At 68.9% G+C, this 14,807-nt stretch carries 18 protein-coding genes; 14 read left to right on the forward strand and 4 right to left on the reverse strand.

Annotation, left to right across the window (positions count from 1 at the left end; translation table 11 throughout):
* The first annotated feature begins 29 nt into the window (after window positions 1–29).
* From priA to hisI, 5 genes are read left to right on the forward strand one after another with little or no spacing between them, the layout of a single operon-like run.
* Entirely contained in the window at window positions 30–761 is a 732-nt protein-coding gene (priA, locus tag AB0H00_RS21175; protein ID WP_357268555.1) for a bifunctional 1-(5-phosphoribosyl)-5-((5-phosphoribosylamino)methylideneamino)imidazole-4-carboxamide isomerase/phosphoribosylanthranilate isomerase PriA, read from the forward strand.
* Complete coding sequence (locus tag AB0H00_RS21180; RefSeq protein ID WP_357268557.1) at window positions 758–1,573, forward strand: inositol monophosphatase; 816 nt, start codon at window positions 758–760, stop codon at window positions 1,571–1,573. Before priA ends, AB0H00_RS21180 begins: the two co-directional genes overlap by 4 nt.
* Window positions 1,574–1,577: 4 nt before the next feature.
* Entirely contained in the window at window positions 1,578–2,351 is a 774-nt protein-coding gene (gene hisF / locus AB0H00_RS21185; protein WP_357268559.1) for an imidazole glycerol phosphate synthase subunit HisF, read from the forward strand.
* 58 nt (window positions 2,352–2,409) lie between these two features.
* Complete coding sequence (locus AB0H00_RS21190) at window positions 2,410–3,354, forward strand: TIGR03564 family F420-dependent LLM class oxidoreductase (RefSeq protein WP_357268561.1); 945 nt, start codon at window positions 2,410–2,412, stop codon at window positions 3,352–3,354.
* A gap of 49 nt (window positions 3,355–3,403) precedes the next feature.
* The gene (gene hisI / locus AB0H00_RS21195; protein WP_357268563.1) at window positions 3,404–3,751 is read left to right on the forward strand and encodes a phosphoribosyl-AMP cyclohydrolase; all 348 of its coding nucleotides are present in this window, start codon (window positions 3,404–3,406) and stop codon (window positions 3,749–3,751) included.
* A gap of 26 nt (window positions 3,752–3,777) precedes the next feature.
* Here hisI and AB0H00_RS21200 read toward each other — a convergent pair whose 3' ends face one another.
* From AB0H00_RS21200 to AB0H00_RS21210, 3 genes are all read right to left on the reverse strand, one after another.
* A complete protein-coding gene (locus AB0H00_RS21200; protein ID WP_357268565.1) occupies window positions 3,778–4,272 on the reverse strand; it encodes a MarR family transcriptional regulator in 495 nt (164 codons plus the stop codon).
* A gap of 144 nt (window positions 4,273–4,416) precedes the next feature.
* The gene (locus tag AB0H00_RS21205; RefSeq protein ID WP_357268567.1) at window positions 4,417–5,004 is read right to left on the reverse strand and encodes a permease; all 588 of its coding nucleotides are present in this window, start codon (window positions 5,002–5,004) and stop codon (window positions 4,417–4,419) included.
* Between the two features lie 64 nt (window positions 5,005–5,068).
* Entirely contained in the window at window positions 5,069–5,524 is a 456-nt protein-coding gene (locus AB0H00_RS21210; protein WP_357268569.1) for a peroxiredoxin, read from the reverse strand.
* Here AB0H00_RS21210 and AB0H00_RS21215 point away from each other — a divergent pair.
* Window positions 5,523–5,711, forward strand: a complete 189-nt coding sequence (locus tag AB0H00_RS21215) for a hypothetical protein (RefSeq protein WP_357268571.1) — start codon at window positions 5,523–5,525, stop codon at window positions 5,709–5,711. The genes AB0H00_RS21210 and AB0H00_RS21215 overlap by 2 nt on opposite strands.
* Here the strand turns inward: AB0H00_RS21215 and AB0H00_RS21220 are convergent.
* Entirely contained in the window at window positions 5,698–5,931 is a 234-nt protein-coding gene (locus AB0H00_RS21220) for a hypothetical protein (RefSeq protein WP_357268573.1), read from the reverse strand. The genes AB0H00_RS21215 and AB0H00_RS21220 overlap by 14 nt on opposite strands.
* Before the next feature lie 259 nt (window positions 5,932–6,190).
* On the opposite strand from AB0H00_RS21220, the gene AB0H00_RS21225 reads away from it, so the two are divergent.
* The 8 genes from AB0H00_RS21225 (at window position 6,191) to AB0H00_RS21260 (ending at window position 14,797) form a co-directional block, all read left to right on the forward strand.
* A complete protein-coding gene (locus AB0H00_RS21225; RefSeq protein WP_357268575.1) occupies window positions 6,191–7,750 on the forward strand; it encodes an anthranilate synthase component I in 1,560 nt (519 codons plus the stop codon).
* Window positions 7,747–8,559 (forward strand): TIGR02234 family membrane protein, encoded by an 813-nt coding sequence (locus tag AB0H00_RS21230; RefSeq protein WP_357268577.1) that lies wholly within the window; start codon window positions 7,747–7,749, stop codon window positions 8,557–8,559. The genes AB0H00_RS21225 and AB0H00_RS21230 overlap by 4 nt, the downstream gene beginning before the upstream one ends.
* Before the next feature lie 183 nt (window positions 8,560–8,742).
* Window positions 8,743–9,561, forward strand: a complete 819-nt coding sequence (gene trpC, locus AB0H00_RS21235; RefSeq protein WP_357268579.1) for an indole-3-glycerol phosphate synthase TrpC — start codon at window positions 8,743–8,745, stop codon at window positions 9,559–9,561.
* Window positions 9,558–10,832 (forward strand): tryptophan synthase subunit beta, encoded by a 1,275-nt coding sequence (trpB, locus tag AB0H00_RS21240; RefSeq protein WP_357268580.1) that lies wholly within the window; start codon window positions 9,558–9,560, stop codon window positions 10,830–10,832. Before trpC ends, trpB begins: the two co-directional genes overlap by 4 nt.
* Window positions 10,829–11,629 (forward strand): tryptophan synthase subunit alpha, encoded by an 801-nt coding sequence (trpA, locus tag AB0H00_RS21245; RefSeq protein WP_357268583.1) that lies wholly within the window; start codon window positions 10,829–10,831, stop codon window positions 11,627–11,629. The genes trpB and trpA overlap by 4 nt, the downstream gene beginning before the upstream one ends.
* 248 nt (window positions 11,630–11,877) lie before the next feature.
* On the forward strand, window positions 11,878–13,053 hold the full coding sequence (gene lgt, locus AB0H00_RS21250; protein WP_357268585.1) for a prolipoprotein diacylglyceryl transferase: 1,176 nt from the start codon (window positions 11,878–11,880) through the stop codon (window positions 13,051–13,053).
* A gap of 216 nt (window positions 13,054–13,269) precedes the next feature.
* Window positions 13,270–13,848 (forward strand): NINE protein, encoded by a 579-nt coding sequence (locus AB0H00_RS21255; protein WP_357268587.1) that lies wholly within the window; start codon window positions 13,270–13,272, stop codon window positions 13,846–13,848.
* Between the two features lie 223 nt (window positions 13,849–14,071).
* Entirely contained in the window at window positions 14,072–14,797 is a 726-nt protein-coding gene (locus AB0H00_RS21260) for an amino acid ABC transporter substrate-binding protein (protein ID WP_357268778.1), read from the forward strand.
* The last annotated feature ends 10 nt before the right edge of the window (window positions 14,798–14,807 follow it).

The following is a 14,807-nucleotide window of genomic DNA, read 5'->3' on the forward strand; positions in this document are numbered from 1 at the left end:
CGCGGGCGGCCAACCACTAGGCTGCTCTCGTGAGTCTTGTGCTGCTGCCCGCTGTCGATGTCGCCAATGGAGAGGCCGTGCGCCTCGTGCAGGGGGAGGCCGGTAGCGAAACCAGCTACGGCTCGCCTCGCGACGCGGCGCTGGCGTGGCAGGAAGCCGGCGCGGAATGGGTCCATCTGGTCGATCTGGACGCGGCCTTCGGTCGCGGCTCGAATCGGGAGCTGCTCGCGGGCGTGGTCGGGGAACTCGACGTCAAGGTCGAGCTGTCCGGCGGCATCCGCGATGACGAGACCCTGGAGGCAGCCCTGGCTACCGGCTGCGCCCGGGTGAACCTCGGCACCGCCGCGTTGGAGGACCCGGTCTGGTGCGCCAAGGCGATAGCACGCCACGGCGATCGGATCGCCGTCGGCTTGGACGTGCGCATCGTCGACGGCGAGCATCGGCTGCGCGGCCGCGGCTGGGTCAGCGACGGCGGCGACCTGTGGGAGGTGCTCGAGCGCCTCGAGCGCGACGGCTGCTCGCGCTACGTGGTAACCGATGTGACCAAAGACGGCACGCTCACCGGCCCCAACCTCGACCTGCTGCGTGAGGTCTGCGCGGCGACCGACGCGCCGGTGATCGCTTCCGGTGGCGTCTCCACCATCGAAGATCTGGTCGCGATCGCCGAGCTGGTGCCGGACGGCGTCGAGGGCTCGATCGTCGGCAAGGCTCTCTACGCGGGCCGGTTCACCCTGCCCGAGGCGCTGGCCGCGGTGAGATGAGCGGCGAGCTGACGACCCTGCTCGCCGTGGCGAGCGAGATCCTGGATTCGGTGAGCCCGCGGTTCGTCCAGGGTATCGGCGCGCCGAGTGCGGTCACCAAAGGCCGCAACGACTTCGCCACCGAGCTCGACCTGGAACTGGAGCGCACCATCTCCGCCGAGCTGGAGCGGTGCACCGGAATCGAGGTGCATGGCGAGGAATTCGGCGGACCCCAGCTCACCTCGGGCGCCACCTGGGTGCTCGACCCGATTGATGGCACGTTCAATTATTCGTCGGGGCATCCGCTCTCAGGCATGCTGCTCGCGCTTGTGCGCGACGGCGAGCCGGTGCTCGGCCTTACCTGGCTGCCGCTGCTCGGTCGCCGCTACGCTGCCGTGGCCGGTGGTCCGGTGTTGCTGGACGGCCATGCGCTGCCGCCGCTGCCACAAGGCAAGCTGGCCGAGGCGATGATCGGTTTCGGCGCCTTCAACGTAGATTCGCGTGGTCGCCTCCCGGGGCAGTTCCGCTTCGATCTGCTCGGCCCGCTGAGCAGGTTGTCCTCCCGGGTTCGCATGCACGGCTCCACCGGTATCGATTTGGCGTTCACCGCCTCCGGCGTGCTCGGCGGCGCGATCGTCTTCGGGCACCATCCGTGGGACAACGCGGCAGGCGTCGCGTTGGTGCGCGCGGCGGGCGGCGTGGTCACCGACCTGGCGGGCGCGCCGTGGACGATCACGTCCGGCTCGGTGCTCGCGGCCGCGCCCGGGGTGCACGAAGAACTGCTCGACATGATCTGCACGGTCGCCGACCCCGCGACCGCGGAGGAGGGGTGAGGCAATGACGTTGGCAGTACGCGTGATTCCGTGTTTGGACGTCGATGCCGGCCGGGTGGTCAAGGGCGTGAAGTTCGAAAACCTGCGCGACGCGGGCGATCCCGTCGAGCTGGCCGCCCTCTACGACGCGCAAGGTGCCGACGAACTGACCTTTCTCGACGTCACCGCCTCCGCCGGCGACCGCGGCACCATGATCGACGTGGTGACCCGCACCGCTGAACAGATCTTCATCCCGCTCACCGTCGGCGGCGGCGTGCGCACTGTCGACGACGTGGACCGCCTGCTGCGGGCAGGCGCCGACAAGGTGTCGGTGAACACCGCCGCGATCGCACGCCCCGAGGTGTTGCGCGAGATGTCCGAGCGGTTCGGCTCCCAGTGCATCGTGCTGTCGGTGGACGCGCGGACCGTGCCGGACGGTCGGCCCGGCACTCCTTCCGGCTGGGAGGTGACCACGCACGGCGGTAAGCGCGGTACCGGCATCGACGCGGTCGAATGGGCGGTGCGCGGCGCCGAACTCGGCGTCGGCGAGATCCTGCTCAACTCGATGGACGCCGACGGGACCAAGGCCGGTTTCGATCTGCCGATGATCCGCGCGGTGCGGGCGGCGGTGACGGTGCCGGTGATCGCCAGCGGCGGCGCGGGCGCGGTCGAGCACTTCGCCCCGGCCGTCCACGCGGGCGCCGACGCGGTGTTGGCGGCCAGCGTGTTCCACTTCGGTGACCTGACCATCGGCCAGGTCAAGGATTCGATGCGGGCGGAGAAAATCGTCGTCCGGTAGCGATTGGCGGAATTCCGCCGGGCGGGAAGCGTCGCAGCCCCACCGCGTTTCTTCAGGCATGACCATCGGAATCGCGTTGTCCCCGTTCGCGCTCGACGCCACCGACAACGCGGTGGACGCTGCGGTAACGCTCGGCGAGGAGGTGGCAGCCGCCGGGTTGTCCTCGCTCTGGTTCGGCCAGACGTTCACCAGTGACGCAATCGCGCTGGCCACCGTGGTGGGCCGCGCCGTACCGGAGCTCGAGGTGGGCACATCCGCGGTGCCGATCACCGCGCGACATCCGCTGCTGATCGCCGGTCAGGCGCAGACCGCGCAGGCGGCGACGCACGGCCGGTTCACGCTCGGCCTCGGGCTCGGCGCGAAGTCGTTCGCCGAATCGGCGTTCGGCGGGTCCTTCGACCGGCCGATCACCCGGCTGCGTGAGTTCCTGACCGCGCTGCGCACCGTGCTGCACACCGGCGCGGTCGACTTCCACGGCGAGACACTCACCGCCGCGCCGCCGCTGCCGGCCGCGGTCGCGGGCGCGCGACCGCCGGTGCCCGTTCTGGTGGCCGCCATGGGTCCGCAGGTGCTGCGCGCCACCGGCGAGCTGGCCGACGGCACCCTGCCCTTCCTGGTCGGCCCGAAGGCACTTGCCCAGCACATCGTCGCGCCGATCACCGCGGCCGCCGAGCGGGCGGGCAGGCCCAGCCCGCGGATCACGGTCCTCGTGCCCGGCGTGGTCACCGCCGACGTCGACGCCGCGCGCGCGGCCGCGACAGCCCAGACCGCGTTCTACGACGACATCCCGTCCTATGTCCGCATCATCGAACTGTCGGGCGAATCCCGCGCCGCCGATCTCGTGGTGATCGGCGCCGAGGAGACGATCGTGGCGCGCGTCGAGGAGTACTTCGCGGCAGGCGCGACGGATGTCGTATTTTCGCAGACCGACCTCACCACCCCCGAGGATCAGCGGCGCACCTGGCAGGTACTCGGCGAGCTGCGGCGGTCCCGCGCGAACTGAGCGAGAACCTCCGGCGTCGACCGCACGGCGTGCCTGTTATAACCGTGCTATGAGTCTCGATCCCGCCATCGCAGCCCGTCTCAAGCGCAACGACGCCGGGCTGGTGTCCGCCGTCGCGCAGGAGCGTGCCACCGGTGACGTGCTGATGGTCGCGTGGATGGACGACGAGGCCCTTGCGCGGACGCTGGAAACCCGCAAAGCGACGTACTATTCGCGCTCGCGGCAACAGTATTGGGTCAAGGGGGAGACCTCCGGTCACACCCAGTATGTGCACGAGGTGCGGCTCGACTGCGACGGCGACACGATCCTGCTCGTCGTCGATCAGGAAGGCGCCGCCTGCCACACCGGTACGCGCACGTGCTTCGACTCGGATGTGCTACTGGCTGCCGGGTCCTGAACGCGCCTGCTCAGGAACCGGACGGCCTACTGGTCGTCCTTACCAGAAGGGGGGAGCCCGCCGGGCTGGTTCAGTGCGTCGGCCAAGTGCTCGGCCAGCCGCTCGCCGAGTTCGGCGAGTTGGGCCGTCTGATCGGCGTCCAAACCGTCGAGCACCATGTGCCGCACCGCGTCCAGATATCCGGGCGCGGCCTCGATGACCTTCAGATATCCGTCGTCGGTCAGTGCGGCGTGCACGCCGCGTCGACCGGCGGTCGCCGACCGCTGCGCCCAGCCCATGCGCTCCAGCTTCGACACCACATGGGACAGCCGTGATAGCGATGCATTTGCCTTCTGGGCAAGTTCGCTCATCTGCAGCCGGTGCCCCGGTTCCTCGGACAGCAGGGTAAGCACCCAGTACTCGAAATGCGTCATGCCGGATTCGCGCTGCAGCTGGGTGTCCAAAGCGCCTGGTAGACGGGTTATCAGCGCCACTGTCGCGCGCCAAGCTCGTTGTTCGACGGGGTCTAGCCACTTCGTCACTGTGCGCCTTCTTTCAAGCCAAGTGACGTGGTTTCGGTGGTCAGCTAGTGACTATGGAAAAACGTGTTCGCAGTCACCCGTGATAGTGAGTTTGCCATGACTTCGCTCGACCGTCACAAAGATGGGCGTATGACATGAGTTCACTCATAAGGCCTCCGGGTGTGTCGAGCTGGGGCCTGCCGTCGGGGCCGGTGCGGTGGGCTGCCCGGTCGACTTTCTCGGGTGCCTGCGTCGCCACTTGCGCAGCAGGACCAGGCCCACCACTGCGAGGAACACCAGTACCGCCACGATCGCGCCGACGAGGGAGGCGCCGCGGAACGCGGGCGCGTCGACGTCCAGAATCCGTTCGCCCGCATGGGCGGCGTTACTGCGGCCCAGCACGATGGTCAGGGTCATCAGGTTGGGGATCGCGGCCAGGATCGCGACGACCACTGCCGCGCCCGCGAAAAATCTGCCTGCCTTGCGGCGCCAGACCAGCACGGCCGACAGCAACAGGAAAAGCGGCACGGCGGTACCCAATCCGCCGTAGACCAGGCCCCAGCCGATGCCCTTGGCGAAGCTGCCTCCCACCACGCCCGCGAGGCGCTGCGCCCACCAGCGCGGAATGAACGCGGCCAGGATGAAGTAGGCGATGACGAGGACCGCGAGGATCGCAAGTCCACCGATGATCCGCGCGCGCCAAGTGGCCCACATAGATTTCTGTCCGCCCGGCTGAACCTCGGTCGACGTCATGAATCCAGCGTAAGCCGGACCATCGGTCCGGACCGGGCTCCGTGGACGCGGCGCGTCGCGCCGGCTACCTGGCCCTGAGGAACTTCAGGGCTTCGTCGGCGTGCACGGCGGCGCGCAGCTCGCCGCTGATGATCTTGCTGATCGTGCGATCGGTGTCGATGACGAACGTCTGCCGCTTCACCGGCGCCAGCTTGCCGAGTAGCCCGCGTTTGACGCCGAACCGCGCCGCGACCGCGCCGTCGGAGTCGGAGAGCAGTGGATAGCCGAGGCGCTGCTTGTCGGCGAACCCGGCCTGGGTCTCCACGCTGTCGGTGCTGATGCCGACGCAGGTGGCGCCAACGGCGGCGAACTCGGCGGCCAGGTCACGGAAGTGACAGGCTTCGGCCGTGCAGACCGGGGTATTTGCGGCGGGATAGAAGAAAAGAACCAGCGGGCCGTCCGCCAGCAACGCGTCGAGCGAGCGGGGGGTGCCGGACTGATCGGGAAGCTCGAAGTGCGGAGCGAGCTGTCCTGGCTGCATGACCGAGAACACTACCGGGCACCGGGCCGATTCGGCATTCGGCCACCGGTGCCGTGCCCGCACGGTGGGGTTCCTGGTGCTCGTGCCCGCCGACGAGCCGCTGCGATGCGATCGCCTGGGTCGGTTGGCCGGGCACGAGCCGAGGGGTGCGCGGCGCGTCCGCCGCGGTGCGGCTACGCGCCGATGAGCGCAGCCACCTCGGGATTCTTGATCGCCATGACGTCGAGGATGCCGTGCGCGCGCAGGAAAGGCTTCAGTTCCTTGATGCGATCGCTGTGCGTGGCGTACTCGTCCGGAAAGTGATTCTTGTCCAAGGACTCCAGCGCTTTGACATAGGTGACGAAAGACGCGAGGGCGTTGATCGAACCGGTGGTCTGCTGGTGGCCCATCTGACTCATGCCTGCCATCCGTGGAGCGTAGGTAGGCGGGGCACCGTGGCCCGGGATGGGCGCTACCGGTTGCGAGGGGTACATCAGTTGTTTCCTCTCGAGGTGGATACCGCATGCGACGTCGAACGCAGCGAGTGTAGTGACGGCCGACACAGGTCCTGCATTCGCGTAGGAACCGGACGGTCGACTGTCCGATTTGTCGGGCTCGTCGGCCTGTGCTGTCGCAGTCACCGACACCGCCGACCGCCGTGTCGACCCCACCTGGGATGATGAGCGCATGCCAGGCGCGTCCACTCCCACCACCACGACCCGCGAACAGTTCCATCAGCTGGCCGCGGAGCACCGGGTTGTCCCGGTGACCCGAAAGGTTCTGGCGGACTCCGAAACTCCGCTGTCGACCTACCGGAAGCTGGCCGGTGACCGGGCGGGCACCTTCCTGTTCGAGTCCGCGGAGAACGGACGGTCCTGGTCGCGCTGGTCGTTCATCGGCGCGGGCAGCCCGTCGGCGCTGACCGTCGTCGACGGCGAGGCCGCCTGGCTGGGCCATATCCCGGCCGACGCGCCCTCCGGCGGCGATCCGCTGGTCGCGCTGCGCGAGACCCTGGAACTGTTGCGGACCGAGCGGTTTCCCGGCCTTCCTCCACTGACCAGCGGCATGGTCGGCTACCTGGGCTACGACGCGGTGCGCAGGATCGAGCGCCTTCCGAGCCTGGCGCTGGACGACCTGCGACTGCCGGAGATGGTGCTGCTGCTGGCCACCGACCTGGCCGCGTTCGACCACCACGAGGGCGCGATCACGCTGATCGCCAACGCGGTCAACTGGAACGGCACCACCGAGCGGGCCGATGAGGCCTACGACGACGCGGTGGCCAGGCTGGACCGGATGACCGAGGCGCTCGGCGCGCCGGCCGATTCCACCGTTTCGGTGTTCGACAAGCCCGAACCGCGGTACCGGCGCAGGCGTACCACCGAGGAGTTCGGCGCCGGCGTGCGTCGCCTGGTCAAGGAGATCGAGGCGGGCGAGGCGTTCCAGGTGGTGCTGTCGCAGCGCTTCGAAATGGATTACGACGGCGCGCCGCTGGACCTGTACCGGATGCTGCGCGCCTCGAACCCGAGCCCGTACATGTATCTGCTGCACATCCCGGACGGCGAGGGTGGCACCGCGTTCTCGATCGTCGGGTCCAGCCCGGAATCGCTGGTGACCGTGAAAGACGGTGTCGCGACGACCCATCCGATCGCAGGCACCCGCTGGCGCGGCGTCAGCGAGGAGGAGGACTTGCTGCTGGAGAAGGGCCTGCTCGCCGACGAGAAGGAGAACGCCGAGCACCTCATGCTCGTCGATCTGGGCCGCAACGATTTGGGCAGGGTGTGCGAGCCGGGCACCGTGCGGGTCACCGAGTATCGGCACATCGAGCGGTACAGCCACGTCATGCACCTGGTGTCGACGGTGTCGGGTCAGCTGGCGTCCGGCCGGATCGCGTTGGACGCGGTGCGGGCCTGCTTCCCGGCGGGCACGCTCTCCGGCGCGCCCAAGGTGCGGGCGATGGAGCTGATCGAGGAGCTGGAGCCGACCCGCCGCGGCGTCTACGGCGGTGTCGTAGGTTACTTGGACTTCGCTGGTGACGCGGACACCGCGATCGCCATCCGCACGGCATTGCTGAAGGACGGCACGGCCTACGTCCAGGCCGGCGCGGGCGTGGTCGCGGACTCGGACCCCGATTACGAAGACGTCGAATCGCGCAACAAGGCGATGGCGGTGTTGAAGGCGATCGCGGCGGCCGAGACGGTCCGGGCCTACGGCGCGGAGCCGCGTGCGGCGAACGGCGGAGCCCGATGACGGCCGACCCCGACGGTGAACCGGGCACCACCCGGGAGCACGCGACCGAGGCGGACGCCGAAGTCGGGCGGGCATTCATCCCGCCACCGAACGATTCCGGGGCGGCCACCAGCGCCGACACCGGATCCGGCCGCAGGTATCCGGTCGGCCCCGTCGTGCTGCTCGCGCTGGCCGCCACCGCGCTCTGGGGCTCCTCCCGGATGACCTGGGTGACGGTTACCTCCTCCGACGGCCTCACCCAGCCGCGCACCGACCAGCTCAACGGCGGTGTGTGGTTCGGCGCGCTGACGCCGCTGGCACTGGTGCTGCTCGCCTCGATCGCGACCGTGCTGGCCACGAGGGGCTGGCTGCGCCGCGTGGTCGGCGTGCTCATCGCGCTGGTCGCCGCGGTGGCCGCGGTGCCGGCGTTCGCGCTGCTGACCAACTCCGGCAAGATCGCCGAACGCGCCGCCGAACTCGCTGAACTCCCGGCCCGCGCGCAGGTGGGGGAGGCGACGGCGTCGGCGTTCCCGGCCGTGCTCGCGTTGCTCGGCGCGATCGCGGCGTTCGCGGCGGGCGCCCTGTTGACCCGCATGCCCGCCGAGACCGGGCGCCTGTCCGGCAAGTACGACAACCCCGTCTTCCGGCGCGCCGCCGCCACGGCGGAGGTCACCCAGCGGCGTACGGAGATTTCGGAGGCTGAGCCGCCGTCTCAGCTGTCGGAGCGCGTGCTGTGGGACGCGCTGGACGCGGGCACCGACCCGACCGAGGAGTCAGCCCCTCCGGACGGACGATCCGGATCCGGCAAAGCGGGCAGACATGAACGCTGACCTGCTCCAGCGTGGCGGCTGTGACGGGTCTTACCTTGTGCCAGGCCCTTCCACGTGGTCCAACACAAACCCCGGCGCAAAGGCGGCGGGTCCTTCCATTTATTCTTTGTCAGCATCGGTGAGACAGCGCCTGGGGGGATTCTCAGGTAGCAAGTCCGTCTCCCCAGAAAGGATTCGAGCCAGATGACGGTACTCGACTCGATTCTCGACGGGGTCCGCGCGGATGTGGCCGCTCGGGAAGCCCTTCTCGACTTCCAGGCGGTCAAGGCCAAGGCTGCCGCGGCGCCCGCGCCGTTGGACGCCCGCGCCGCGCTCCTCGAAGACGGCATCGGCGTCATCGCCGAGGTCAAGCGGGCCAGTCCGTCCAAGGGCGAACTCGCGGACATCCCGGACCCGGCGAGCCTGGCCAAAGCCTACGAGGACGGCGGCGCCCGGATCATCAGCGTGCTCACCGAGAGCCGCCGCTTCAACGGGTCACTGGACGATTTGGACGCGGTCCGTGCCACGGTGAACATCCCGATCCTGCGCAAGGACTTCGTCGTCGGCCCGTACCAGATCCACGAGGCTCGCGCGCACGGCGCGGACGTCATCCTGCTGATCGTCGCGGCGCTGGAGCAGGACGTGCTGTCCTCGCTGATCGACCGCACCGAATCGCTGGGTATGACCGCGCTGGTCGAAGTGCACACCGAGGAGGAAGCCGATCGCGCGCTCGAGGCGGGTGCCTCCGTGATCGGCGTGAACGCCCGCGACCTCAAGACGCTCGAGGTCGACCGTGACGTGTTCGCGCGGATCGCGCCCGGCCTGCCCACCGAGGTCATCCGGATCGCCGAGTCCGGCATTCGCGGCACCGCTGACCTGCTGGCCTACGCGGGCGCGGGCGCGGACGCCGTTCTCGTCGGCGAGGGTTTGGTGACCAGCGGCGATCCCCGCGCCGCTGTGTCCGAGCTGGTGACCGCGGGTACCCATCCGTCCTGCCCTAAGCCCGCGCGGCGGGGCCGGTGACAGGAGTGGGGTCGTTACCTCAGGCGAGCGACGGCGTCGCCCAGCGCAGCGGTCACGAGCCGGACACGGGCGGGCACTTCGGCGTCTACGGCGGACGGCACGTCCCCGAGGCGCTGATGGCGGTGATCGAGGAGGTCACCGTCGAGTACGAGAAGTCACGCATCGACGAGTCCTTCCTCAACGAGCTCGATCGGTTGCAGCGCGACTACACCGGCCGTCCCTCGCCGGTGTTCGAATGCAAGCGTCTCGCCGAGCACGCGGGTGGCGCGCGCATCCTGCTCAAGCGCGAGGACCTGAACCACACCGGTTCGCACAAGATCAACAATGTGCTCGGCCAAGCCCTGCTCGCCAAGCGAATGGGCAAGAAGCGGGTGATCGCCGAGACCGGGGCGGGCCAGCACGGTGTCGCCACCGCGACCGCGTGTGCGCTGCTGGGCTTGGACTGCGTGGTCTACATGGGCGCCGTCGACACCGCGCGTCAGGCGCTGAACGTGGCCCGCATGCGGCTGCTCGGCGCCGAAGTGGTTTCGGTGCGCTCCGGCTCGCAGACCCTGAAGGACGCCATCAACGAGGCGCTGCGCGACTGGGTGACCAACGCCGAGGACACCTACTACTGCTTCGGCACCGCCGCGGGCCCGCACCCGTTCCCGATGATGGTGCGCGATTTCCAGCGCGTCGTCGGCTTGGAGGCCCGCGCTCAAGTGCAGGCGTCGACCGGCAGGCTGCCCGACGCGGTCGCCGCCTGCGTCGGCGGCGGCTCCAACGCCATCGGCATCTTCCACGCCTTCCTCGACGACGCCGAGGTGCGTCTGATCGGCTACGAGGCTGCCGGTGACGGCGTCGAAACCGGACGCCACGCGGCCACCTTTACCGGCGGAACGCCGGGCGCCTTCCAGGGCGCCTACTCCTACTTGCTGCAGGACGCGGACGGCCAGACCATCGAGTCACACTCGATCTCGGCGGGCCTGGACTACCCGGGCGTCGGCCCCGAGCACGCCTACCTCAAAGACATCGGGCGTGCCGAGTACCGGCCGGTCACCGACACCGAGGCGATGGACGCGCTGCTGCTGCTCAGCCGCGCCGAGGGCATCATCCCGGCGATCGAGTCCGCACATGCGGTAGCGGGCGCGCTGCAACTAGGCAAGGAGCTCGGCCCGGGCGCGATCATCCTGGTGAATCTCTCCGGCCGGGGTGACAAGGACATGGACACGGCGGCGCGGTGGTTCCGGCTGTTCGATGACGAGACCGAGCCGAAGGAAACGCACCAGTGAGCCAGCAGTCCCGCCTCGCCAACACCTTCGCGGCCTGCCGCGCCGATGCCCGCGCCGCGCTGATCGGCTATCTGCCCGCGGGCTTCCCCGACCTTGCCGGTTCGATCGAGGTCGTCCGCGCGATGGTCGAATCCGGTTGTGACATCATCGAAGTCGGTGTCGCCTACTCCGATCCCGTGATGGACGGCCCGACCATTCAGGCCGCCGCCGAGCAGGCGCTGCGCGGCGGCGTCCGGGTCCGCGACGCATTCTCTGTGGTCGAGGCGGTCACCGGTGCGGGAGGCAAGGCCGTGGTGATGAGCTACTGGAATCCGGTGCTCCAGTACGGCGTCGACCGCTTCGCGCGCGATCTGGCTGCCGCGGGCGGCTCGGGCATCATCACCCCGAACCTGATCCCGGAGGAGGCCGACGACTGGTTCGTCGCCTCGGCCACGCACAACCTGGACCGCATCTTCCTGGTCGCGCCATCGTCCACGGAGGAGCGGCTGGTGAAGACGCTCGAGGCCAGCCGCGGCTTCGTGTACGCGGCCTCGACGATGGGTGTCACCGGAGCCCGCGACGCGGTGTCCTCGGCAGCGCCCGCGCTGTGCGCGCGTATCCGCGCCAACTCCGACATCCCGATCGGCGTCGGCCTTGGTGTGCGCTCGGGGGCTCAGGCCGCGGAAATCGCCTCGTACGCGGACGGAGTCATCGTCGGCTCGGCGCTGGTGAGCGCCGCGGCCGAGGGGCTGGACGCGGTCCGCGCCCTCACTGCCGAGCTTGCCGAAGGCGTGCGCTCGGCGACCGTCGCGTCGTAGCCACTCCGAGCGAGGCGGTGAACCGCGCCGCTTCCGCCGTCGTAGGACGATTGTGCGTCGACCGGCCGGCATGACTGACTTCGGCGGCGAGCCTCGTCGTATTCTTGATTCTCGCACCGATGGTCGCCGTCTCGACCCGGGTGAGCCGACCGTCCGCACCGCGCTCGGTGCCGCGACGCTGGGCCCCGCCGCGGCAGAGGGGGTGCGGTGGTGGCGGCGAGAGTGAGGATCTCCGCTACCGTGGCCCCGTGACCTTACGAGTCCTGGCAGACAGTGTCCTGGCCGACGGCGGCGTCAGCGGCGCCGTGCTGGCCTACATTCCCAGCCCCTCGCAGGGTGTGTGGCATATCGGGCCGTTCCCGCTGCGAGCCTATGCCCTATGCATCATCCTCGGCATCATCGTCGCGATCTGGTGGGGCGAGCGGCGCTGGCGCGAACGCGGCGGCCAGCCCGGCGCGATTCTGGATGTCGCCATGTTCGCCGTGCCGTTCGGTCTCATCGGCGGCAGGCTCTACCATGTGGCCACCGACTGGCAGAAGTACTTCGGCTCGGGCGGGAATCCGGTCGACGCGCTGAAGATCTATCAGGGCGGACTCGGCATCTGGGGCGCGGTGCTGCTCGGTGGCGTCGGCGCATGGATCGGCTGCCGAGTGTACCGAATCCCATTGCCCGCGTTGGGTGACGCGGTCGCTCCGCCGATCCTGCTCGCTCAGGCCATCGGCCGGCTCGGCAACTACTTCAACCAGGAGTTGTACGGCCGCGAAACCGACGTGCCGTGGGGATTGCAGATCTTCCGCCGGGTCGGCGACGACGGACAGCTCGACCTGATGAACGGTGTCTCGACGGGGGTGGTCGACAAGATCGTGCATCCCACCTTCCTGTACGAGCTGATCTGGAACCTGCTCGTCGTCGCGCTGCTGGTGTTCGTGGACAAGCGCTTCAGGATCGGGCACGGTCGCCTGTTCGCGCTGTACGTCGTGGGCTACTGTTTCGGACGATTCTTCGTCGAGCTGATGCGCGACGACGAGGCGACAAAGATCGCGGGCATCCGGATCAACTCGTTCACCTCCGCGGTGGTGTTCCTGGCCGCTGTGGCCTACTTCGTATTCGCGACAAAAGGACGCGAGACCGCCGCACAGTTGCAGCCCGGAGGGACGGCCACGTCGGCGGAGGCGGCAGCACCCGATGATGCTGCGGCGTCGGAAAAGGCGTCGGGCGCAGCCGCCTCCGACGAGGGCACCGCTGACAGCAGGGGCGAAGACGGCTCGGGGACATCCGATGCTCAGGTGGACGGGCAGACCGACAACGACTCCAGCGCGAATGCGTCCGCCGACGCCGAGGCGCCCGCGCCCGGCGGGACCGTCGAAATGGGTAAGCCCTCCGTGGCTGAACCCGATAGGACCGGTCCCGACGGGACTGATTGACGAGGCCGCGCGTCCGACCGTTACCGCCATCCCTGGATTTCGTCTACGGCAACGAACAGGGGACGCGTGGCGATAACCGCTGCGAGCGCCGAATGCCCAGGGGCGACAATCCCGGCGATCCCGGTAACAATGACTCGGGTCGTCGGAAGCGGTATCCCGGCGGTTCATCAATATCGGGGGCCGACAAGGGTGCCCGCACGAATGAGGAGGACATGAGTGACCGACCCTTACCAGCAGAACCCAGGAGTCGGCGGTCCGCAGTACGGCCCGCCCGGTACGGGTCCGGACTTGAACAAGCCGCAGGACGCGCCGAGTCAGCCGCAGTACAGCCCACCGTCGGATCCCTACGCCCAGCAGCAGGGCCAGCCCGCTGCCTCGTACGGTCAGCCCCAGTATGGTCAGCCCGCTGACCCGTACGGTCAGCCCCAGTACGGGCAGCCCGCTGACCCGTACGGTCAACCGCAGTACGGTCAGCAGCCCGGCGGCTACCCACCCGCGCCGTACGTCGGCAGCCCACAGGGCTACAACCCGAACGACCCGGAGGCGCCGTGGGGTCGGGACCCCTACGGTGTGCCGCTGTCGGACAAGCAGAAGATGATCGCGGGCATGCTGCAGATCTTCATCGGCAGTTTCGGCGTCGGCCGCTTCTACCTCGGCTATACCGGCCTGGGCGTCGCCCAACTGCTGGTCACCATCTTTACCTGCGGCCTCGGCGGCATCTGGGGCCTCATCGACGGCATCATGATCCTGGTCGGCAAGGTGCCTGATCCTTACGGTCGCCCGCTGCGCGACTGATTGCGGGGCATCGACACGACGAGGAGGCGGGCACGACGTGCCCGCCTCCTCGCGTACACGGATGCGAAATCAACGAGCACAACCGTGCGGCGCACGATGATCGAGATACTGTCCATCGCACAGGACCGGGCGTAGCATGGGCCGGATTTTGCGTGTCGTGTGTGGAGTTCCACGCACCGGAGAGAGGGATACCCCCGTGCGTCGCAGTCTGCTCGCCGCCGCCATGCTCGTCATCGTCGCCGCCAGTGGGCTCAGCGCCTGCGGCAGCAGCGACCCTAATGTGTTGAAGGTCGGCACCGAGGGCACCTACTCGCCGTTCAGCTTCCAGGGTTCCGACGGTAAGCTCACCGGCTACGACGTCGAGGTGATCCAGGCGGTCGGCGACAAGCTCGGCAAGAAGGTCGAGTTCGTGCAGACACCGTGGGACGCCATCTTCGCCGGTCTGGAGTCCAAGCGGTTCGCGCTGGTCGCCAACCAGGTGACGGTGAGCGACGAGCGCAAGAACAAATACGCGCTGTCCACGCCCTACACCACCTCGGCGGGCGTGATCGTCACCCGCGCCGACAACAACGCCATCGCCACCCTCGCCGACCTGAGCGGCAAGACCTGCGCTCAGTCGGCCACGAGCAACTGGAGCAAGGTCGCCACCGACGCGGGCGCGAAGGTCGAGGCCGTGGAGGGCTTCGTGCAAGCCGTCCAGCTGCTGAAGAACGGCCGTGTCGACGCCACCGTCAACGACAACCTCGCCGTCGCCGAGTACACCAAGAAGACCGGAGACACCACCGTGAAGATCGCGGGCAGGACGGGAGCGGTGAGCCAGCAGGCTTTCGCCGCCCGCAAGGACGACGCGCTGATCGCCGACGTGGACAAGGCGCTCGATCAGCTGCGCGCCGATGGCACCCTGGCGAAGATCTCCGATAAGTACTTCGGCACCGACGTCAGCCGGTAGCCGATTCCGC

The sequence above is a fragment of the Nocardia sp. NPDC023852 genome (assembly GCF_040639505.1).
Lineage (GTDB): Bacteria > Actinomycetota > Actinomycetes > Mycobacteriales > Mycobacteriaceae > Nocardia.